The sequence below is a fragment of the Alcaligenes sp. GCM10023179 genome (genome assembly GCF_042653705.1).
GTDB classification, from domain to species: domain Bacteria; phylum Pseudomonadota; class Gammaproteobacteria; order Burkholderiales; family Burkholderiaceae_B; genus Alcaligenes; species Alcaligenes phenolicus.
In genome coordinates this window covers 425,751-446,181 of sequence record NZ_JBHSIQ010000003.1, presented here as the reverse complement: position 1 = coordinate 446,181, position 20,431 = coordinate 425,751, and the positions used below count along the sequence as shown (strand labels likewise).

The window sequence follows — 20,431 nt, the reverse complement described above, 5'->3', positions numbered from 1 at the left end:
CCAGCATGAGCACCCTTTAAAGCACAGTGGGATTGGGCGCATCCCCATACACGTCTTTGGGATCAAAGGTCTTGGCGGACTCCACAAAAACCAGATCCTGACCCTTGCTATGCTCGACACCAACCGGCACCTGTCTGTAGAAACAGGAGTAATAGCCTACGTGGCAACTGGCCCCGGAACCGGCTACCCGCACACGTAACCACACCGCATCCTGGTCGTCGTCGATACGCATTTCCTCTACCGTCTGCACCAGTCCACTGCTGGCACCTTTATGCCAGAGCATTTGACGCGAGCGGCTCCAGTAATGGGCTTCACCGGTCTGTATGGTTTTTTCCAGGGCTTCCCGGTTCATGTAACCCAGCATCAAGACCTCGCCATTATTAGCGTCTGTCGTGATGCAGGCAATCAGACCATGTTCGTCAAACTTGGGGGCCAGTACGTGGCCCTCTTCCACCTGCTCTACCGAGATTCGGCGGCTTATTTGCACTGCCGTATTTTCAGCAGATCTTATTTCTTGTCCTTCAGTCTTCACGTTTTCTCCTTGTCATCATGGGTTCCGGGCGATATTCACAATCCGGCTTCAGGCAGCGTCCGTACACCACATGACTATGTTCCATAACCTGAAAGCCCCGCTCTTGAGCAATCATTTTTTGCTGCTGCTCGATCGTCTGATCATGAAACTCCTGCACACGCCCGCAGTCCGTGCAAATCAGGTGATCATGGTGTTCGCCATCGTCCAGCTCATACAGCGCCCGGCCGGATTCGAAATAAACCTGCTTTAGCAAGCCTGCCTGTTGCAGCTGGGTCAGTACACGGTAGACAGTCGCCAGGCCAATCTCACTGCCTTGCCGGATCAGTTGGCGATACACATCGTCTGCCGTCAAATGACGAATGCCGGGGGCCTGGAATATCTCAAGAATCTGGATACGAGCCGTCGTCACCTTCAGGCCTCGCTCTTTAAGCTCTTTTGAATCCGTCACGACGTACTCCTTGCTGAACGGGCGGTTAAGGGACTTCCAGAAAACGCAGCGGCCTGCCTTGAGCCTGCCCTTCCAGGACTTCATCACGAACAACACAATGGCCGCGCACAATGGTGTGAATCGGCCAGCCCACAACTGGCATGCCGTCGTAGGGAGACCAGCCGCTGACGCTGGCAATCCAGTCATTGCGGACGCGGCGGCGTGCCTTCAAATCCACAATACTGAAATCCGCATCAAAACCCAGGGCTATGCGTCCCTTGCCTTCCAGTCCAAAAATCCGGGCAGGTCCGGCACTGGTCAAATCCACCAGTCGCTGCAAACTCAGGCGGCCTGCGTGTACATGGTTCAACATCACGGGCAGCAAGGTTTGCACGCCAGTCATGCCACTGGGTGAGGCGGGATAGGCTTGAGACTTTTCCTGCAAGGTATGAGGTGCATGATCGCTGCCAATGACATCCACCACGCCCGAACGAATCGCCTGCCACAGCGCGTCTTGATGAACCTGCCCGCGCACCGGGGGATTCATTTGCGCCAGGCTGCCCAGACGCTCATAACAGTCGGGAGCTTGCAGACTGAGATGGTGTGGGGTGACTTCCACCGTTACGCGATCTTTGTGCGCGGCCAGAAACTGCATTTCCTCTGCGGTAGACACATGCAACACGTGCAATCGGCGCTTCTCCTCTTCCGCCAGACGAACAATGCGTTGGCTTGCCTTCAAGGCACTTTCCACATCACGCCAAACCGGGTGTTGGCGCACGTCGCCACTATCCAGGGCGATATATCTGCGTTCACGCAGCCTGGCCTCATCCTCGGCGTGTACTGCCAGCCGTCTGCGACCATGACGCAAGATGCGACGCAGCACGTCGTCCTCATCCGCTAATAGGTCTCCAAAGGAGCTGCCCATAAAGATCTTGATGCCTGCACAACCTGGGAGCTGTTCCAGTTCCTGCAAGGAATCGGCATTCAAGGCAGAACCACCGATATAAAAGGCGTGATCACACCAGCTTCGGCCTTGAGCAGCATCCAGCTTGGCTTGCAAATCGGCAGCACCCAAGGTCAAGGGATAGGTGTTGGGCATTTCAAAAACCGCCGTCACGCCGCCCAGGACTGCGCCCCGTGTACCCGCTTCCAGATTCTCTTTGTGCTCCAGCCCCGGCTCTCGGAAATGCACCTGACTGTCGATCACCCCTGGCAAAACATGCAGGCCATTAAGGTCCAGCACACAGTCTGCACTCCAGCCGGGCAACAAATCACCAAGAGCCGTAATCCGGCCTTGCGCACAGGCGATGTCGAGACGCTCGGCCCCATTAGGAGTCATTACCGTAGCGCCACAGAGCAGCAAATCGGCATGACGCAAAGTATGCTGCCTGGCGGTTTCTGCAGCCTCAGAGGTAGAGGCCTTCGGGATTACTGGCGTCATGGTTTTACCTTTGAGGCTTCCACATCCAGAGCGTCTTGTGCCGTCAAACGAATCCGCTCCATCATGTGAAACAGACCATTGGCGCGATTCGGTGACAAATGCTGCTCCAGTTCAATTGCTCGTAAAAAGTCAGGGGGATAGGACAGGATTTCTTGCGGCAAACGCCCCGAGTACACCTGCATCAATAAAGCCAATAAGCCGGTGACGATGGCGGAATCACTACGAGCCTGAAAAAACAACTTGTGATCACGCAATTCAGACACCATCCAGACCTGTGCCTGACAACCGTGCAGACGGTTCATCTCGGTACGCCATTCGTCCGGGAAGTCCGGCAAGGAGCGCCCCAGATCAATCAAATATTCGTAGCGGGCCATCCAGTTCCCCAGGAACTGGAAACTCTCCACAATGGCTTGCTGGGCTTGAACTATGGACTCTTCTGGTGCTGCATCCTTACCCACGGTCTTCTCCTGCTTGCTTGAGCGATTGCCTACCCCGATCATCAAGAGCTGGAACAGGGTCATGCCCGCCCGGATGCCAAGGGTGACAACGGACAAGGCGCCGTGCAGCCAGCCAAGTTCCTTTGAGGGGGCCATGCACCTGCAAAGCCTGAATCGCATACTGGGAGCAAGTTGGATAAAAGCGGCAACGTGGCCCCAGCAAAGGGCTAATAAAAAGCTGATAGCCGCGAACAAGCAGGACCAGAACAGAGACAAGAACGGTTTTCATGGCAGCTCCCAAGCACGGGAGCGACATACCCGCTCAAATGGACATAGCGTGAGCTTGCTTGGCTGCGCCAATAGCAAGAAAGTTTGACTCGTGGAGTGTTTCTGGCACGGAACAGCAAGGACTAGAACACTCATGGCGCCACGCCCCCGCTCAGCCGCAGAAAAGGCATCCCTTCCGATACAGGAGTTTTGAACGCCACTGCATCATGGGGATGCAGACTCTCCAGATGTCGGACCTGAACACCAGGATTCTGATAGTCCCCCAAGGCCGCTTCTATACGACGCGCCGCGTCTTCCACAAACATCAGGTTCTGACCATTCAAGGCGGCAAAGGCTTGCTCGTCTGCTCGTTTGACGGCAGTTTGCAAGGGTGTTGCCAATGACTCTTCAATGCGATCAATCAGCGTCAAAAACCCAAAGTCCTCACTGTCTTCCGATACTTGAATCTGAACCAAAGCCTGACTGCGTTGGCTATGGGGAGTGGCTAGGCTAGCGTGATTGTGCAACCAAGCAGCTACCTCATCTGCATGCAAGACAGGCTGCTTTCCAAAAGCCTGCATAAAGCCCTGTTCAATCAACTGCCGAGCCAGCGCAGCCGAACAAGGACAGGTCGACGAATAAGCTATCTGAACCTGCACCTTGCACACAAAGATACCGTCCAAAAGCCTGGCCTCCAGCACGACGGGATAGGATTTCCAGCCGGCCAGACCCTGCGTGACCAAGGCAGGCCGTCGCACCAATAAATCAAAGCGAAAACACAGTCGTGCACTGCGCGTTCCACAGTCCTGCTGGCTATCCACCATGCCTTGCAAAAGACGCCGCAGCCCTAACGGTGACAAGGACTGTTCTGGCGGCAAGTCATTCAGCAAGCGGTACAGCCTGGACATATGTATCCCTTTTACATGTGCCAAGGGCAAATCAACCTGAGCATCCACCCGCGCATGCAACTGCTGCTTATAGCCTCGTTCAAGCACGGTAATGGGCAGGTCGATTCCCTCCATACCCACCCAGGAAAGCGGAGTCAGGCCATGAGAGAAATCATTCAAAGCCGGGTCGGGAAGTACAACAGTCATACTCAACATCCAATCAAAAGGCCTTGCTCACGCTGGCAAAGACCTGGCAAGACCTCAACGCCATCAAGGCCAGTCTGAAAACGGATTCGTCCATGTTGTCCAGGTGCTGGGGCCGCTGGCCATTTCTTCATCGCTTAACAGGCAGGCATCGAAACGGGCGCGCAGTGCTTCCTCGTCCATATCCATGCCAATCAGAACCAGCTCCTGACGCGCATCCCCTACTCGTTCGTCCCATTTTTCCTTGATCAGCGCTACCGCTTCGGGATCCTCCGGCCAGCGTTCAGGCGGCATGGACGCCCACCAGTAACCCGCCACGTGATAGCGAGCCACCGCGCCAGCCTGTGACCAGGAGCCCGCCAGAGTCGGGAAGTTCGCCAACCAGAAAAAGCCTTTGGAGCGCACCACCCCAGGCCATTCGCTTTCGACCAGTGCCTTGAAACGCTGCGGGTGGAATGGACGGCGGGCGCGGTAAATAAAATTGCCTATGCCGTACTCTTCGGTTTCCGGGGTATGAGTGCCACGCAATTCCTGCAGCCAGCCTGGGGCCTTGGAAGCCTCTTCAAAATCGAACAAGCCGGTGTTCAGAACGCGATCCAAGGGCACCTGGCCGAACTCGGCTGTTTCAATACGAGCACGGGGATTCAGACTGTTCAGAATGGCCATCAGGCGCTCGCGTTCTGGCTCGCTGATCAAATCAATCTTGTTCAGAACCAGCACATCACAGAACTCGATCTGCTCAATTAACAGGTCCACAACGGTACGCGCATCTTCTTCACCCAAAGATTCGCCACGGGACTGGATGCTGTCTTGCGAGCTGTAATCGCGCAGAAAGTTAAAGGCGTCCACTACCGTGACCATAGTGTCCAAGCGTGCGACTTCACCCAGGCAGCGGCCATCCTCGCCCTCAAAGGTGAACGTTTCAGCCACGGGCAGTGGCTCTGAAATGCCGGTGGATTCAATGACCAACTGATCAAAGCGCCCTTCCTTGGCCAGACGGTCCACCTCCAACAACAAGTCCTCGCGCAAGGTGCAGCAAATACAGCCGTTGCTCATTTCCACCAGCTTTTCATCCGTGCGCGATAGCTCGGCACCACCGTCACGAACCAAAGCGGCATCAATATTGACCTCGCTCATATCGTTCACGATGACGGCCACGCGGCGGCCTTCGCGATTGTTCAGGATGTGGTTCAGCAAAGTCGTCTTGCCCGCCCCCAGAAAACCGGACAAAACCGTTACGGGAATGCGGACTGCGGGATCAACCAGCGTGTTATCGAGGTTCATCGTCATTTCTCTTCTTCCTTGAGGCATTAATGGGCCGTTCCTTGCAAAGGACTTCTATCAATTTTGAGATGTTATAACATAACAATAATTGATCAAGAAAAAACCCTCTTGCAAGGAGGGCTTGACGACCAGGACAGAGAAACTGGCTTTCACAAAGCAAGGTCACAGGTGTCAGGTGTCAGGTGTCAGGTGTCAGGTGTCAGGCACGTAGCGTAGCTCTGTTTGTGTTGCCCGCCACTGCTTGAACAAGTCAGCCCGATGCCGGGGATAAGACTCCTCCAGACAGACCAAGCGCTGTATCCTGTCCGTCCGGAAATGCCGGAAGTCCCCTTTCAATTCGCACCAACCCACCAGAATCCGGAAGTGCTGAAAGTAGCCCAAGGAAAAAGGCCAGATCACTCTCTCCGACTCCTGGCCTGCCCCGTCTATATAAGTGATGCGCAGCTTGCGCTGCAAACGAATCGCTGTACGCGCAATGCCGAGATCAACAAGCTCAGCATCCTGAATCACTCTAGGCCCAACCCGTAAAGCGGTGCTGTCCAGGCTGTCTCTCAAGCTATCGGGCAAGACCGCAGAGATCTTGGCCATGGCATCGCCAGCCGCTTTGGTCAGCGGCTCGTCCGCAAACTTTTCTACCCAGCGAAAGCCCAGTATCAAGGCCTCCAGCTCTGCTTGAGAAAACATCAAGGGTGGCAGCATGAAACTAGGTCGCAACACATAGCCGACTCCCGGCTCCCCTTCTATATCGGCACCTTGCGCCTGCAAGGAAGCAATGTCCCTATATAAGGTCCGAATGCTGACGCCCAACTCTTGGGCCAGCCGCGCACCACTCACCGGACGTTTGTGCCGGCGTAGCACTTGTAAAAGGGAAAGAAGTCGTTCTGCTCGGGCCATGCCAGATACTGCCATTTTTTGGCAGTATGGTCACCCATAATGATCTGCTCAATCACCTTGTTGGAGCGATCATGAATCACCCAAACCTTTTGCTGCTCTATGTCCAAGACCCCGCCGCCAGCAGCCTTTTCTATGAAAAGCTGCTTCAGAAAGCGCCCGCTGAATCCTTCCCCACCTATGTCGCGTTTGAACTGAACAAGGGCCTGACCCTGGGTTTGTGGTCTACCCAGGCAGCCAGCTTTGTCTCATCCGGAACTGGGCATCGCTCCGAGCTTTCTTTTTTAATGGACGATGATGCGGCTGTTGATCAGCTGTATCAAACCTGGGTGACAGCGGGTATCACCATAGAGCAAGAGCCCATGACAGCCGTTTTTGGGCGCACATTCGTTGCACTGGACCCGGATGGACACCGATTAAGAGTCTGCACAGCAGCGTAAGACTGACGCTGCATTACTTGCAAAGCCGTCGGACTCCAAAGAACAAGGGCTATCCTGGACTTGATCCAGATAGCCCCTGCTCCCTCCAGGCTCTGCGAACAGCACAAATCAATCTGTCACCATCGCTCTGCGCATAATTTTCTGCGCGACTGACAAAGATGCCATCGTTCCCAAGGTACCGTAATGCGCTCCCCAAGCCCCCACTTCCCCGCCGCTACGCGTACTTAAAAACACATCCACCACTTCTTGAGAGCTATAGCGCAGCAGCTCGGCCGCCTGCAAAACGCGGGCGACGGCTTCGGTCATGGGGCGGGCCAGGAACTCATCCTCGATTGCCGCCCGAACCAGGCGCTCAGTGTGCTGTACCAGGGCATCGAATCGCTTGTCTTGCCCGGCCAAGGGTCTGAGTTCATTAAAAACCGCCTCCACCGTAAGCGGATCTCTGATCATGGCGCGCCGCACATCCATGCACATCATATTCGCCGTCCCTTCCCAAACACTGTTCAAGGGGGCCTCTCGATACACACGGGCCATGGGGTTTTCTTCAATAAAGCCATTGCCGCCGTGACATTGCAAAGCCTCATTCGCAATGGAGGGGGCGCGCGAGCAATTGAAGTACTTAGCCGCAGGCGTGGCCACCCGAGCCAGCAGCCTTTCGTGGTCACTGCTTTGCATCAGGTCAGTGGCCTTGGCCACACGCAAGGACATCAAGGTTGCCGCTTCCACTTCTACCGCCATATCCGCCAGCACATTGCTCATCATGGGCCGATCGGCAATGGAGGTTCCAAAAGCCTTGCGTGATGTCGTGTGACGCAGGGCCAAGGTCAGCGCCTGTCGCATCAAACCCGCCGAGCCAATCGCAAAATCCAGACGTGTCAAATGCGAGTGCGACAGAATTTCCCGAATACCGCGCCCTTCTTCCCCAACCCGAATTGCCAGCGTGCCCGCATACTCCACTTCACTGGACGCGTTGGAACGATTGCCCGCCTTGTCCTTCAGGCGTTGTACAAAAAAGCGGTTATAGCTGCCGTCCGGCAAGGTACGGGGCAAAAAGAAACAGGTAACACCGCCATTGACTTTAGCCAGCGTAAAAAAACCATCAGACTGCGGCACTGAACAAAACCACTTATGCCCCGTCAGCTCATACCAATGCGCCGTAGCGCCGTGATAATCCGCGCTATGGGAGAAGCGCGCAGTAGTCTGCGTCTCGCGCAGATCTGAACCGCCCTGCTTTTCTGTCATCGCATAGCCAATGACCACCGAGGGCTTGTCCCCCACTTCGCGACGACTGTATTCGTAGCGCGTCCCTTTGAGCTTGACCGCCCAGATCGCCAAAGCAGGTTCAGCCTCGAAACCGGCATACGCCGCATACGCCATGCCAGTCGGACAACCCGTACCATGCTCCACCTGATTCCACAGATAGGACAAGACCGCACGAGCGAAGTGGCCGTTTTTCTCTTGCGTACGCCAGCTTAAATTCGGCACCTCGTGCTGCCAGGCCAGGGTCATCAATTCATGCCAGCTGGGGTGACATTCCAGCCAATCAATCCGGTTGCCGAAGCGATCATGCGTTTTAAGTTCAGGGATATGACGGTTCGCCAAACGGGCCAACTCCTGAACATTTTCATCACCAGCCACCGCCCCCAAAGCCTGACAACGCGATTCGGCCCACGGAGCTTCGCGGCGAATGGCCTCAGTTAAAACCTGATCACCCGTAAAAGCATTGAAACCACTGGCGGGCAAAGCCTGATTCAAAACCTGATGCGTGCTGTAACGATCCTCGGGCGCATTCAAAATGCTGAGGGGAAGCGCTTGGTTCATGGTTGTCTCCGAACTGTTTTTCTAAGGCGTGGCAGAAAGGACTGCCACGCTGGCGCACGCCATCTGGGCAATCTGGTCAGCCAGCGCGGCCACTTGGCGCTGGTAACTGTCGGTGCCATCGTGCTGCTGACGGCTTAAAGGAGAAAGCGGGCCAATCAGCCCTTCCATGAAACCGCCCACAATGACGGTAGCCGCAATATCGGGCTGCACATCCTGGCGCATTTCCTGGGCATCTTGCCCCATGGAAACAATGGAGTGAATGACCTGGCTGATCGCGGCGCGATACACCAGACGAGCCGCGTCGATTTCCTTATCGCATGGCTCGGCAATCAAGGCATACGCCAGACGAGGATTACGCATGGCGCGTTTTACGAATGTTGAGACTGCGGCATGCAGGCGCAGCATGGAGGCTCCGTCAGCCTGCGCAATGTCTGTGAGTACATCCACCTCCCGCTGAGACACCTGCGACAGCACTTGCGCGAACAACTCGGCCTTGGACGGGAAATAGCGATAAACCGTCCCAGTGGCCATACCCGCCGCAGCCGCCACACTGGCCACCTGGGCTTCCTGCCAGCCACCTTCACTGACCAAAACACGAGCGGCTTCCAGGATACGGCTACGATTGTCTTGCAGACGAGCTTCAACGGCAGGAGTTTGACGATAGGCCATAAAGAAGTGAACCTTGATTCATTACATGAGTGAATCCTAGTTCATTTCTTTATGGTGGACAAGAATTTCTTTAAGCAGAGGTGTCAAAATACTCGCCTACTGGCATTGCAGGCGGCTTGAGAGCATCTGTCATTTAAAGCAACACAATCAGCAGCCCCAATAAAACTGCCCCCAGCAACAGCGATGGCAAAGCCATCAATACTGTTTGCTGGGGGCAGTCTGAAACTCGCTAGCGCGAAGGTATCAAACCTATCAGGCCGACAGTTCCTTGCGAACGATTTCAGCACCGGCGCTCAGGGCGTGCAGCTTGCCACGAGCCACGGCGCGTGGCAAAGGTGCCATACCGCAGTTGGTGGAGGGGTACAGCTTGTCAGCGTCCACAAACTTCAGCGCCTTGCGCAGTGTGTTGGCCACGTCGTCAGCGGTTTCAATCACGTTGGTGGCCACGTCAATGGCGCCAACCATCACTTTCTTGCCACGGATCAGTTCGATCAAATCCATAGGAACGTGGGAGTTCTGGCATTCCAGCGAAATGATGTCGATCTTGGATTGCTGCAGCTTCGGGAAGGACTCTTCGTACTGACGCCATTCCGAACCCAGGGTCTTTTTCCAGTCCGTGTTGGCCTTGATGCCGTAACCGTAGCAAATGTGCACGGCGGTTTCGCACTTCAGACCTTCAATGGCACGTTCCAGCGTAGCAATACCCCAGTCATTCACTTCGTCAAAGAACACGTTGAAAGCAGGTTCGTCAAACTGGATGATATCCACGCCTGCGGCTTCCAGCTCTTTGGCCTCCTGGTTCAGGATCTTGGCAAATTCCCAAGCCAGTTTCTCACGGCTCTTGTAGTGGTTGTCATACAGCGTATCGATCATGGTCATGGGGCCAGGCAGCGCCCATTTGATCGGCTGCGAGGTTTGCTGGCGCAGGAACTTGGCATCATCCACAAACACGGACTTGGGGCGATTGACAGCGCCGACAACGCTTGGAACGCTGGCATCGTAACGGTCACGAATACGCACGGTCTCACGCTTTTCAAAGTCCACGCCTTCCAGATGTTCGATGAAGGTAGTGACAAAGTGCTGGCGGGTTTGCTCGCCGTCGCTAATCAGATCGATACCGGCGTGCAATTGTTCTTGCAAAGACAAGCGCAGTGCATCTTTCTTGCCTTCGACCAGGTCCTCACCTTCCAGTCTCCAGGGCGACCACAGTTTCTCGGGTTCAGCAAGCCAGGAGGGTTTAGGCAAACTGCCAGCGGTGGAGGTGGGTAGCAATTTTTTCATAATTAAATAACCTTGTTGTTTTTGATGAATCAAAGCGCGTAACTGGCTGCCCATTGATCAAGAATAACTTTGTATGGCTTGATAAAACTTTCTTCGGTAAACCGGCCCTGCTCAACCGCCAGACGGCTACGTTCTTCACGATCGTAGACAATTTGCGTAACCGAATGATCCGCATTTTTCAGGCTAGGCTGATAGCGCATTCCTGCTGCCGAATTGGCATTGTAAATCTCGGGGCGGTAGATTTTCTGGAATGTCTCCATCGTGCTGATGGTACTGATCAATTCCAGATTCGTGTAGTCACTGAGCAAATCACCACGGAAGTAAAAGGCCAAAGGCGCCACGCTATTTGGGGGCATGAAATAACGAACCTGCAAACCCATTTTCGCGAAGTACTCATCGGTCGGCGAGAACTCGTTTTGCTGGTATTCAACGCCCAATACGGGATGCTGATTACCTGTACGGTGGTAGACCTTGCTGCTGGATACGCTCAGGCAAATCACGGGGGATTTGTTGAAGTTTTCCTGATACAGCGTGGAGTTCACAAAAGCCTTGAACAATTTGCCATGCAAATCACCAAAGCCTTCCGGGGCGCTGAAACCATTTTTGTTCTTGTTGTGCTCCAGCAGAACCACACTGAAATCGTAGTCACGCACGTACGAAGAGAAGTTGTTACCCACAATCCCTTCAATACGCTTGTCTTCTTTCCGATCAACGATACTGGTTTTCAGAATTTCGATGGTCGGAAACGTAGAACCATTGCCTTCAACATCAATATCAACAGAGACAATATCCAGTTCAACTGAATAACGGTCCCCATTCGGGTTGTCCCAATGCGCCAAACTATTGAAGCGATTGTCGATCATCTTCAGAGTATTGCGCAGGTTTTGCTGACGGCTTTCACCACGGGCCAAATTGGCAAAGTTAGTGGTGATACGTGTGTTATCGGCTGGACGGTAGTTTTCATCAAAACGGATGCTTCTGATGCTGAACGCGAATTCTTTATTCATTTTTATGTATGCCCTAATTTCTGATTTCAATCTCGAATTTATTTTCGAGCCAAGTCATTGATCTTGAAAAATAAATTCATCTTATTTATGTACACTCTGTGCTGATTGTCTGAGCTGCTTCGGGGGGCTGCACTGCTTACTCTCTTCTTCCTGGTAAAGCCAGAAAACAGGTTTGAATCAGCCTCAAAAAAAGTCCCGGCATTTGGCCGGGACTTTCCGCCAAACTCAGCTCATGATCTGATCAGGCACTTGCCCGCAAGGCTTTCGCTGCGGCCACCATATTGGTCAAAGCTGGAATCACCTCAGCCCATTGACGTGTCTTCAAACCGCAGTCGGGGTTCACCCACAAACGTTCTGCTGGCACGCGCTCGGCGGCTTTTTTCATCAAATTCACAATGTGCTGCTCGGTCGGAATATTGGGCGAGTGAATGTCGTACACACCAGGGCCGATCTCGTTGGGGTACTGGAAATTCTCGAAGGCTTCCAGCAATTCCATGTCCGAGCGGCTGGTTTCAATAGTGATCACGTCCGCATCCATATCGGCAATGGAGGAAATGATGTCGTTGAATTCCGAGTAACACATATGTGTGTGGATTTGCGTCTCGTCGCCCACGCCGTTGGCGGTGATGCGGAAGCTTTCCACGGCCCAGTCCAGGTAGCTTTGCCATTGCGATTTACGCAGAGGCAAACCTTCACGCAAGGCGGCTTCGTCAATCTGAATCACATGCACACCGGCTTTTTCCAGATCCAGCACTTCTTCGCGAATGGCCAGCGCCAGTTGCAGGCAAGAAGCCGAGCGAGGCTGGTCATCACGCACAAAGGACCAGTTCAAGATCGTCACGGGGCCGGTCAGCATGCCCTTCATGGGTTTTTGAGTCAACGACTGGGCGTAGGTGATCCATTCCACCGTCATGGCTTGAGGACGGCTGATGTCACCAAACAGGATGGGTGGTTTCACGCAGCGCGAACCGTAGGACTGCACCCAACCGAACTGGCTGAATGCGTAGCCGTCCAGCTGCTCACCAAAGTATTCGACCATGTCGTTACGCTCGGCTTCGCCGTGCACCAACACGTCCAGACCCAGTTTTTCCTGCTCACGCACGCTGCGCTCAATCTCGGCACGCATTGCGGCCTGATAGCTGTTTTCGTCCAGACGACCGGCCTTGAACTCGCTACGAGCACGACGGATTTCTGCCGTTTGTGGGAAAGAACCAATCGTGGTGGTGGGGAATGCGGGCAGTTTCAGGAATTCAGCTTGCTTGGAAGCACGCTGTTCGTAAACGCTCTTGCGCTTGCCCAGCTCGGCCGAGATGCGCGCCACCGCTGCTTTCACAGCAGGATTATTCACACGGGGCGAGTTGCGACGGGCAGTCAAAGCGGCCAGGTTATCGGCCAGCTCTGCCTTGACGACATCACGACCTTGGCTCAAGGCTTTACCCAATACACGCAGTTCATCCAGCTTTTGCAAAGCAAAGGCCAACCAGGATTTCACGTCTGCATCCAGCTTTTCTTCGCTGTCCAGATCAACCGGCACATGCAGCAGCGAGCAGGAAGGAGCAATCCACAAACGATCACCCAGTTGCTTGGCGATGGGCTCAACCCAGTCCAGTACAGCGGTCAAATCTGTTTTCCAGATATTGCGACCATTGATCACGCCCAGGGACAAGACCTTGTCGTCACCCAAAAGCTTGAGCAGTGCATCCACACCATCACGATCATTGATGGCATCCACATGCAAACCGGCAACAGGCAAGCTGGCGGCCAAAGCAGCATTTTCCAGCAACTGACCAAAGTAAGTGGCTACCAGCAACTTCACGCCAGCAGCTTTCAGTTGCTGATAAGCGGTTTTGAACGCTTGCTGCCAATCGGCATCCAGCTCGGTAACCAGAATAGGCTCGTCAATCTGCACCCACTCAACGCCCGCTTTGGCCAGCGTATCCAGCAATTGGACATACACAGGCAACAAGCGATCCAGCAGAGCCAGCTTGTTGGATTCATCCTTGGCCTTGCCCAGTGCCAGATAGGTCACGGGACCAATAATCACAGGCTTGGCCTTCACGCCTTGAGCCTTGGCTTCAGCCAGCTGCTCCAGCAAACGCGAAGCGTCCAGCTTGAACTGGGTGTCAGCCGTAAATTCGGGGACGATGTAGTGATAGTTGGTGTCGAACCATTTGGTCATTTCACCAGCCGCCACACCACCGCAGCAGGCGCTGTGATCTTCCAGACCTTTGGCCGAACGACCGCGCGCTACGCGGAAATAGTTATCCAGCTCGTCACCATGAAAGCCCTGTACACGCTCGGGCAGGTTACCCAGCAAGAAGCTGGCATCCAGCACCTGATCGTAAAAAGAGAAATCTCCAACGGGCACCAGATCCAGACCCGCCTGATTTTCCCAGTGACGCTGACGCAGTTGTGCGCCCAGAGCCTTGAGTTCGTCACGCGAAGACTCGCCCTTCCAGTAAGACTCCAAGGCGAACTTCAGTTCCCGTTTGGCGCCAATGCGCGGAAAGCCAAGATTATGAATCGTCGTCATGTGCTGCTCTCTAAAGGCCAGTGGATGAATGAATGACTTGCATTGTAGGAAGCCATATCAATGAAGTAAAATGGTCTTATCTCACCAACCCATGAATATCATTCACGTATCATGTTAGAGCGCATCCACCTGGCCGTTGTGCAGCAAGTTGACAAGCAAGGGTCCCTGACCGCCGCCGCTGCCGTGCTGCACGTTACCCAATCCGCCCTTAGCCACACCATGAGGAAACTAGAGCAGCAACTGGGTACAGAAATCTGGCGTCGCGAAGGCCGCAGCCTGCAACTGACCCAGGCAGGACAATACTTGCTGGCCGTCGCCAACCGCGTACTGCCGCAACTGGACCTGGCCGAAGAGCGCCTGGGCCAGTTCGCCCAAGGCGAGCGAGGATCACTGCGCATCGGCATGGAATGCCACCCCTGCTATCAATGGCTGCTTAAGATCGTCTCGCCGTACCTTAGCGCCTGGCCAGACGTGGATGTGGATGTGAAGCAGAAATTTCAGTTTGGCGGGATCGGTGCGCTATTTGGGTATGAAATTGATCTGCTGGTCACCCCAGACCCGCTCTATAAGCCAGGCCTGAAATTCGAGCCCGTCTTCGACTACGAGCAGGTGCTGGTAGTGAACAAGGCCCATGCCCTGGCGAATGTGGACTACGCCAAGCCTAAGGACCTGGACAGGGAAATACTGATTTCCTATCCGGTGGACATAGACCGGCTGGATATCTACAACCAGTTTCTGCTGCCTGCTGGTATCGCCCCCCGACGGCATAAAACGATTGAGACGACGGACATCATGATGCAGATGGTTGCCAGTGGCCGTGGCGTAGCGGCGCTGCCGCGATGGCTGGTGGAAGAGTATGCGGAGAAACTGGACGTAGTGCCGGTAAGGTTGGGCAAACATGGCATCGCCAAGCAGATCTTCCTGGGGATGAGGGAGACGGAAACGGTGATTGATTATCTGCAGGCGTTTATGGATCTGGCTCGGGGGTCTGGGCCTGGAGGGGGGCAAAACTGTATTCGAACCTATCCGTAATCTTGTGGATGAGACATATTATGCAAGCTTACCCGCATGGATATGCCTATAAAGAAAAGATGCACGAGCGCCCCTTTAACGGTTTTGATGAGCGCATCACCACGCTTTATGCCCGAGGCATGAGCGTGCGCGAGATTCAGGCCTTTTTAGCCGATAATGACGGCACACAGGTCTTGCCGGCCTTGTTCAGTTCGGTCACCGACGAGGTAATAGTCGAGGCGATTAGTTGGCAGACTCGGCTCTGGGATGTCCTGTCCTCGATCGTGTTTTTGATACGCTGGATGAAGAAATATTTAGAGCCCACAGCCGTGTTGTCCGCACTGTCGTCAATGCTGAGGGTCCGTACCACTTTGCCAGCATCGGGATCGATGCCCAGAGTTTCATTCTTATCCCCTGACTGACATATCGCATGCCGGTAATAGTGTGATAGGTGGCACGGGCCGTCCAGATGCCTTCGCTGGGGATGTGGTGTATACAAGCATATTCGTCGCAGCATCGATGATCCAGACCAGACTACCTTATACAGGGTGGATAACGAAAAAGCGGTTGTGCGTGTCATCGACGATGGCCTTGCGTTTGGGGGCAAAGATCTCTTCGCCTTTGGCGTTCGTTTTCGGCTGCGCCAACTGAATCTGGTCTTTAGGCATGACATATGTGGCATCCGTCACTGAGAGCGATCCCTCCATCAGCTTACCTAAATAAAGCGTAGAGGTCGTGTATTCAGGCCACGTGCGAAAGAATGCCGTGGCACCCAGGGCGAACAAAGGTAAGGAATGCCGGATTCGATTGAGTATGGTGTCGGGGAAAAAGTAAAATGTGAAAGCGGGTTATCTGAAGGATGAACCCGCCATGGGGTGCGAACACCGAGCGTGGGATGTTGCAATCAAACGGCGGCATACACGGACGCTATTCCACCCTACGAACTAGAACTTGTATTGCGCCGTTAGCATGAAGCTACGCGGCTCACCCAGCAGATTGCCATTACGAGGGTAACTGACAGTGCGGTAATAGTATTTATCGAACAGGTTATTGACGTTCAAGCGCAAGTCAAGATGAGAGTTCGGGCTGTATCCGATCATGGTGTTGACAATACCATAAGCGCCTTGTCTGACCGCTGGCCCCTCCCCAGCAATAGAGCTGTGCACCGCACTCTGAAAGCGCGCCGATGCACCAACCCGCCAATTGGCCAGCGCCCCAGGCAGTTGGTACACCGTGGATAAGGTCAGCAAGTTGCGAGGCGTCGTCGTGGCATAAGCATCACCCGCTTTACCATTGACCGAATCCTTACGGTATTCGGCCTGCTGATACGCATATCCGGCAAACACGCTCCAGGCGTCTGTCAGATTACCGGAGACTTCCAGTTCCATCCCACGGCTACGAATTTCACCCGCTGCCGCGTAGCATGATTGCCCCGAGCGACACAGCAACAAAGGCAGGCTTTCCGGCAAATTACTTTGGTTAATCTGAAAAACGGCCAGACTGGCATTAAGCCTGCCGCCTAGGTATTCGCCCTTGATGCCCAGCTCATAATTGGTACCCTCAACGGGGTCAAGCAAAGCGCCTGAAGTCGAACTGTAATTCTGTGGCCTGAAGATACCGGTGACCGAGCCATATACCGTGTGCTGCTCAAACAGATCATAGGTCAAGGCAGCATAAGGGGTAAACTCCCCTTTAGCCTCATAGGCTGTCTTGCCAAGGTAGGTACCGCTTTTGAGAGTCTGATCCAGTTCATACCAACTGAAACGCCCGCCAGCGAATAGATTAAGCCCATCCAGCAAATTGAACTTGCCCGTGAAATACGCACCATACTCTTTCACATCTCCGTCACTCGACCACATCCAGTTCATTTCGGGCATAGGTGGGGCTACGGTCTCCTGCCAGTGCATCGGGTCAAAGCCATACTCATAGGCGCTCGGCCAACCGCCGGGGCCGTCGCTATCGACGCGATGGCGATAGTTGGCGCCCACCGCCAACTGATGAGATCTTCCGAACAAAGTGAAAGGCCCTGTCGCACGCAAGTCCAACGAGGTATTCTTATGGTGGTAGCGATACTGCCCGACGTTATAAAGAAACGTATCCTCCGCACTACGCCCCAGCAATGAAGTACCTAACATATCCAGCTTGCCATCTAGGTACTGTCCCTTCAAAGACACATCCCAATCATTCTCAAACGTGTGCTTGAGCTCACCGAAGAAATTCACATTTGTCTTGTTCCAGTATGACCAGGTCGGGCTGGCGCGCACCGAACGATCAAAGTCATAAAAGCTACCGTCAGCACGCGTGGGCAAACCGTTCCAGTCAGCGCCAGGGTTGTCTTCCTTGTTGTAATACCCCCCCAAGGTCAGCAAAGTGCGGTCGGTCAAATCCGCCTCTACGATGCCATAGAACAGCTCGCGCTTGTGGCCATACCCTTGAGTGAACGTATCGGCATCCTGCAAAGAGGCCACTACGCGGCCGCGCAAGGTGCCACTGGCGTTCAGGGGACCGCCTGTATCCACGCTACCCGAATAATCATCCCAACGCCCCAGTGCCGCCGTCAAGGAGGTCTGCCAGGTCGACGTCGGCCGTTTACGTACCAGATTGATGGATGCCGACGGATTTCCTGCGCCTTCCAGCAGGCCCGCCGCCCCCCGCACAACCTCGATACGGTCGTACATAGCCAAACTGGCTGACCCCAGGGTATCCGAATCGTGATCAACCGTCAGACCATCCACCTGGATATTGGAGACATCAAAACCTCGAGCACTATACGTATTGCGTTCACCGCCCGTGGCCTTCACCGTCATCCCTGTCGTAAAGGCCAAGGCATCCTCCACTGAGGTCATGCCCGCATCCGTCATACGCTCGCGCGTCACCACACTGACCGACTGTGGGGTTTCGCGGATGGACAAGGACAAGGGAGTGGCCGTGTTCATGCTACCAGTCGTATACGAGCCGGTGCCTTCGGTGGTAAGGCCAAGCTGACTGGCACTGACCGTCACAGCGTCCAGGATTGGCACGTCATCGGCGCGCGTAGCGGCTTTTATGACAATGCCGCCACCTTCCTGCGTGGCAAGCAGCCCGCTGCCAGAAAGCATCTGATCCACCGCCTGCTGCGCCGTCAGCTCGCCTCTGACCGCGCGCGCAGTTTTACCCGACACGAGTGCTGGAGAAAAACCAATTGCTGTACCAGTAGCTGCCGACAGTTCGTTGAGCGCAGACGATAAGGGTTGCGCAGCAATGGAAAGCGTAACCGCTTGTGTGCTGCTTACGGTAGCCTGTGCATAGGTGATGCCCGGCGTAGCCAGTGCAAACGTGATGGCCAACACAAGCGGGGCCAGACGGAAATGAGGGTGCGCCAACGGCATAGAAACGTCCTTTACAAATCGAGCAATGAATAAAAATACGACTCACTACCCTTAAAGACGCACCAGCCCACCCGAAACTACACCTGTGTCACGATCTTTTTTTTTGCCCAGCAGATGTAGGGTCAACAAGCCTAGCGCTGCAAGGTGATTTCAAACTTTCCGGCTTCGCGGGGTACCAGCCTGACGGGCAGGATCTGTCTCACCATCCGGGCAAACTCATCGGGGCGGGTCACCTGAAAACTGCCGCCGATGGGCATGGCGGCGACAGCCGGATCACGCACTACCAGCCCCGTCGAGCCGTAGCGCTCCAACTCCACCAAAGCATCGCCCAGTGATGTATTCTCGAAGTGCACCAGCCCTTTGCGCCACAGTGCAATGCTACCTGGTGCAACTGCCGAGACCTTGCCCATGTGGCCATCTGCCGCCATGCTCAGACCTTGCCCTGCTACCAAGTTGACCTCGGCACCGGCCCCTCTGCCAAACCAACCACCCACGTCAGCCACTCGCACATGCCCTTCTTCCACCGCGACGTTGACAGTGTCGGCATCCATGCCCGTCTGGTGATAGCGCACGGAGAAACGTGTCCCCACAACGGTGACTCGCGCACGGCCCACCAGTACCTGAAAGGGGCTGTCACGGTCAGGCGCGACGGAAAACATGACTTGCCCCTCTTTAATACGCACCTCACGCCGATCACGGTAAAAGATGACCTTCGCCTGCGTTTCTGCATCGAGCACTAGCACGCTGCCGTCGGGCAAGGCAATCGTCTGGCTTTGTCCGCGCTTGACCGCGTACTGCGTCGAGAAGAACCGACCCTGCCCCCATTGGTGCCAACCGATACCAACGGCCAAAAAAGCCACGAAACAGAACGCGAACCAGTTTCGGCGTGATGACAGGCCAAAGAGTGATGACCACCTGCCCAAGACGTTAACGGATTTTTGGCGCCGGGCCGTATTCCTATCAACATGCTCGAACTGGCCCGAGGCATGATTGAAACAAGATGGACGCCCCTGAGCCATGTGCTGCGTCTGCTGTGCTGATGCGCTATGCAGCACCATCATGCCGTCATCAAGATGGGCATAGGCAGCGGCATGTGCCGGATCCGTATTCAGCCATAGCTGGAATTCTGCCTGCTCGGCAGCGCTCAAGCCCCTCTCCCAGCGGGTATGCCAATCCACGGCGGCAACATGCACAAGATCTTGCTGACGAAAGAACTCTTCATACTCGCGCGCCTCCACAGCCTCATCAAATGGGACTGAAGATGCATGCGAGGATGGAGAAAAACGGCTCATATTATTGGTATAGACGCACTATCAGGGGCAAAACCACACCCCCACAGGAAATGTTGGCCACGGAAAGCATGTACTCAATTGTCACTATCGAGCTCCTCCCGGCAAGCCATGCAAGCGAGTTTACCGCGCTTGATGTAACGATCCACCATGCTGACCGACACGCCCATACGGTCAGCAATCTCCTGATTGGTGATATCTTCGAACAGATACAGGAAAAAGGCTTCGCGGCACCGGGGCGGCAAGGCTTCGATAGTGTCGAGGTAGGCTTGCACGGTTTGAGACGCAGCATAGGCCTGCTCGGGCTGCAGCGCTTGCGGGCCGCGCGGCTGATCTGCTTCCAGCAAGGCATGAATGTCGTCGTGCTGGCGGATGCTGGCACGGCGTTCCCAGTCGATTCTGGTATTTAACGCCACCTGACGCAGCAATGCGCCGGGCTCGCGAATGGCCTCACCGGTCTGCTGCATGGCCAGCACGCGCGCATAACTTTCTTGCGCCAGGTCAGCCGCGATGTCACGGTCACGCACCTTGCGCATGCAAAAGTTCAGCAAATCTCTGTAATAGCGGGCTAACACGGCTCAGTCAAAGTCACATCCATACGACGGGACCCGTCGTACCATGCATGTGCTGCGGCTGGCTCTA

Annotated in this window: 19 protein-coding genes and 1 pseudogene; 3 read left to right on the top strand and 17 right to left on the bottom strand. The window is 54.8% G+C overall.

All coding sequences use genetic code 11. From position 1 onward, the window contains the following. Window positions 1-16: 16 nt before the first annotated feature. The 8 genes from hisI to ACFPDR_RS15890 form a co-directional block, all read right to left on the bottom strand. Window positions 17-487, bottom strand: coding sequence for a phosphoribosyl-AMP cyclohydrolase (hisI, locus tag ACFPDR_RS15925; RefSeq protein ID WP_376911459.1), 471 nt, complete (start codon window positions 485-487; stop codon window positions 17-19). A 34-nt stretch (window positions 488-521) separates the two neighbouring features. Then, window positions 522-980 carry a ferric iron uptake transcriptional regulator gene (fur, locus tag ACFPDR_RS15920; RefSeq protein ID WP_060185930.1) on the bottom strand — a complete coding sequence of 153 codons (459 nt, stop codon included), beginning with the start codon at window positions 978-980 and terminating at the stop codon, window positions 522-524. Between the two features lie 25 nt (window positions 981-1,005). Beyond that, a complete protein-coding gene (locus ACFPDR_RS15915; RefSeq protein WP_376911457.1) occupies window positions 1,006-2,400 on the bottom strand; it encodes a dihydroorotase in 1,395 nt (464 codons plus the stop codon). Further along, window positions 2,397-2,954, bottom strand: a complete 558-nt coding sequence (locus tag ACFPDR_RS15910; RefSeq protein ID WP_321217004.1) for a SufE family protein — start codon at window positions 2,952-2,954, stop codon at window positions 2,397-2,399. The genes ACFPDR_RS15915 and ACFPDR_RS15910 overlap by 4 nt, the downstream gene beginning before the upstream one ends. Beyond that, complete coding sequence (yidD, locus tag ACFPDR_RS15905; protein ID WP_137430932.1) at window positions 2,851-3,126, bottom strand: membrane protein insertion efficiency factor YidD; 276 nt, start codon at window positions 3,124-3,126, stop codon at window positions 2,851-2,853. Before yidD ends, ACFPDR_RS15910 begins: the two co-directional genes overlap by 104 nt. A 130-nt stretch (window positions 3,127-3,256) precedes the next feature. Then, a complete protein-coding gene (gene folE2, locus ACFPDR_RS15900; protein ID WP_376911454.1) occupies window positions 3,257-4,198 on the bottom strand; it encodes a GTP cyclohydrolase FolE2 in 942 nt (313 codons plus the stop codon). Window positions 4,199-4,261: 63 nt separating this feature from the next. Continuing rightward, entirely contained in the window at window positions 4,262-5,485 is a 1,224-nt protein-coding gene (gene zigA, locus ACFPDR_RS15895; protein ID WP_376911453.1) for a zinc metallochaperone GTPase ZigA, read from the bottom strand. 186 nt (window positions 5,486-5,671) lie between these two features. Beyond that, on the bottom strand, window positions 5,672-6,373 hold the full coding sequence (locus ACFPDR_RS15890) for a helix-turn-helix transcriptional regulator (protein ID WP_031232155.1): 702 nt from the start codon (window positions 6,371-6,373) through the stop codon (window positions 5,672-5,674). Window positions 6,374-6,444: 71 nt separating this feature from the next. Between ACFPDR_RS15890 and ACFPDR_RS15885 the strand changes: the two genes are divergently transcribed. Continuing rightward, window positions 6,445-6,810: a VOC family protein gene (locus tag ACFPDR_RS15885; RefSeq protein ID WP_203144827.1), complete on the top strand. Its 366-nt coding sequence runs from the start codon at window positions 6,445-6,447 to the stop codon at window positions 6,808-6,810. 108 nt (window positions 6,811-6,918) lie between these two features. Here the strand turns inward: ACFPDR_RS15885 and ACFPDR_RS15880 are convergent, their stop codons facing one another. The 5 genes from ACFPDR_RS15880 to metE all read right to left on the bottom strand — a co-directional run bounded on the left by ACFPDR_RS15880 (window position 6,919) and on the right by metE (window position 14,121). Continuing rightward, the gene (locus ACFPDR_RS15880) at window positions 6,919-8,631 is read right to left on the bottom strand and encodes an acyl-CoA dehydrogenase family protein (protein ID WP_376911451.1); all 1,713 of its coding nucleotides are present in this window, start codon (window positions 8,629-8,631) and stop codon (window positions 6,919-6,921) included. A gap of 21 nt (window positions 8,632-8,652) precedes the next feature. Beyond that, window positions 8,653-9,300 carry a TetR/AcrR family transcriptional regulator gene (locus ACFPDR_RS15875; RefSeq protein ID WP_035268038.1) on the bottom strand — a complete coding sequence of 216 codons (648 nt, stop codon included), beginning with the start codon at window positions 9,298-9,300 and terminating at the stop codon, window positions 8,653-8,655. 252 nt (window positions 9,301-9,552) lie between these two features. Continuing rightward, a complete protein-coding gene (locus ACFPDR_RS15870) occupies window positions 9,553-10,581 on the bottom strand; it encodes a methionine synthase (RefSeq protein ID WP_247965528.1) in 1,029 nt (342 codons plus the stop codon). A 29-nt stretch (window positions 10,582-10,610) separates the two neighbouring features. Then, on the bottom strand, window positions 10,611-11,588 hold the full coding sequence (locus ACFPDR_RS15865) for a DUF1852 domain-containing protein (protein WP_376911448.1): 978 nt from the start codon (window positions 11,586-11,588) through the stop codon (window positions 10,611-10,613). 241 nt (window positions 11,589-11,829) lie between these two features. Further along, on the bottom strand, window positions 11,830-14,121 hold the full coding sequence (metE, locus tag ACFPDR_RS15860) for a 5-methyltetrahydropteroyltriglutamate--homocysteine S-methyltransferase (RefSeq protein ID WP_376911447.1): 2,292 nt from the start codon (window positions 14,119-14,121) through the stop codon (window positions 11,830-11,832). A 111-nt stretch (window positions 14,122-14,232) separates the two neighbouring features. Here metE and ACFPDR_RS15855 point away from each other — a divergent pair, with 111 nt between their 5' ends. Further along, window positions 14,233-15,153, top strand: coding sequence for a LysR family transcriptional regulator (locus tag ACFPDR_RS15855; RefSeq protein ID WP_115635174.1), 921 nt, complete (start codon window positions 14,233-14,235; stop codon window positions 15,151-15,153). A 62-nt stretch (window positions 15,154-15,215) separates the two neighbouring features. Then, window positions 15,216-15,422: pseudogene (locus ACFPDR_RS15850) on the top strand (transposase); the annotation flags it as partial. A gap of 249 nt (window positions 15,423-15,671) precedes the next feature. Here ACFPDR_RS15850 and ACFPDR_RS15845 read toward each other — a convergent pair. From ACFPDR_RS15845 to ACFPDR_RS15830, 4 genes are all read right to left on the bottom strand, one after another. Then, window positions 15,672-15,821, bottom strand: a complete 150-nt coding sequence (locus ACFPDR_RS15845; RefSeq protein ID WP_376911445.1) for a hypothetical protein — start codon at window positions 15,819-15,821, stop codon at window positions 15,672-15,674. Window positions 15,822-16,076: 255 nt separating this feature from the next. Then, complete coding sequence (locus ACFPDR_RS15840) at window positions 16,077-18,500, bottom strand: TonB-dependent siderophore receptor (RefSeq protein ID WP_376911443.1); 2,424 nt, start codon at window positions 18,498-18,500, stop codon at window positions 16,077-16,079. 131 nt (window positions 18,501-18,631) lie between these two features. Further along, window positions 18,632-19,792 carry a FecR family protein gene (locus ACFPDR_RS15835; RefSeq protein ID WP_321291335.1) on the bottom strand — a complete coding sequence of 387 codons (1,161 nt, stop codon included), beginning with the start codon at window positions 19,790-19,792 and terminating at the stop codon, window positions 18,632-18,634. Between the two features lie 74 nt (window positions 19,793-19,866). Further along, window positions 19,867-20,364, bottom strand: a complete 498-nt coding sequence (locus ACFPDR_RS15830; RefSeq protein ID WP_060185943.1) for an RNA polymerase sigma factor — start codon at window positions 20,362-20,364, stop codon at window positions 19,867-19,869. Between the last annotated feature and the right edge of the window lie 67 nt (window positions 20,365-20,431).

What these genes read in the sequence shown, in the direction of transcription:
- ACFPDR_RS15855 (WP_115635174.1), top strand. Translation starts at nt 14,233, where the DNA reads ATGTTAGAGCGCATCCACCTGGCCGTTGTGCAGCAAGTTGACAAGCAA.
- ACFPDR_RS15880 (WP_376911451.1), bottom strand. Translation starts at nt 8,631, where the DNA reads ATGAACCAAGCGCTTCCCCTCAGCATTTTGAATGCGCCCGAGGATCGT.
- ACFPDR_RS15890 (WP_031232155.1), bottom strand. Translation starts at nt 6,373, where the DNA reads ATGGCCCGAGCAGAACGACTTCTTTCCCTTTTACAAGTGCTACGCCGG.
- ACFPDR_RS15875 (WP_035268038.1), bottom strand. Translation starts at nt 9,300, where the DNA reads ATGGCCTATCGTCAAACTCCTGCCGTTGAAGCTCGTCTGCAAGACAAT.
- metE (WP_376911447.1), bottom strand. Translation starts at nt 14,121, where the DNA reads ATGACGACGATTCATAATCTTGGCTTTCCGCGCATTGGCGCCAAACGG.
- folE2 (WP_376911454.1), bottom strand. Translation starts at nt 4,198, where the DNA reads ATGACTGTTGTACTTCCCGACCCGGCTTTGAATGATTTCTCTCATGGC.
- ACFPDR_RS15915 (WP_376911457.1), bottom strand. Translation starts at nt 2,400, where the DNA reads ATGACGCCAGTAATCCCGAAGGCCTCTACCTCTGAGGCTGCAGAAACC.
- ACFPDR_RS15870 (WP_247965528.1), bottom strand. Translation starts at nt 10,581, where the DNA reads ATGAAAAAATTGCTACCCACCTCCACCGCTGGCAGTTTGCCTAAACCC.
- zigA (WP_376911453.1), bottom strand. Translation starts at nt 5,485, where the DNA reads ATGACGATGAACCTCGATAACACGCTGGTTGATCCCGCAGTCCGCATT.
- ACFPDR_RS15865 (WP_376911448.1), bottom strand. Translation starts at nt 11,588, where the DNA reads ATGAATAAAGAATTCGCGTTCAGCATCAGAAGCATCCGTTTTGATGAA.
- ACFPDR_RS15840 (WP_376911443.1), bottom strand. Translation starts at nt 18,500, where the DNA reads ATGCCGTTGGCGCACCCTCATTTCCGTCTGGCCCCGCTTGTGTTGGCC.
- ACFPDR_RS15885 (WP_203144827.1), top strand. Translation starts at nt 6,445, where the DNA reads ATGAATCACCCAAACCTTTTGCTGCTCTATGTCCAAGACCCCGCCGCC.
- yidD (WP_137430932.1), bottom strand. Translation starts at nt 3,126, where the DNA reads ATGAAAACCGTTCTTGTCTCTGTTCTGGTCCTGCTTGTTCGCGGCTAT.
- ACFPDR_RS15835 (WP_321291335.1), bottom strand. Translation starts at nt 19,792, where the DNA reads ATGAGCCGTTTTTCTCCATCCTCGCATGCATCTTCAGTCCCATTTGAT.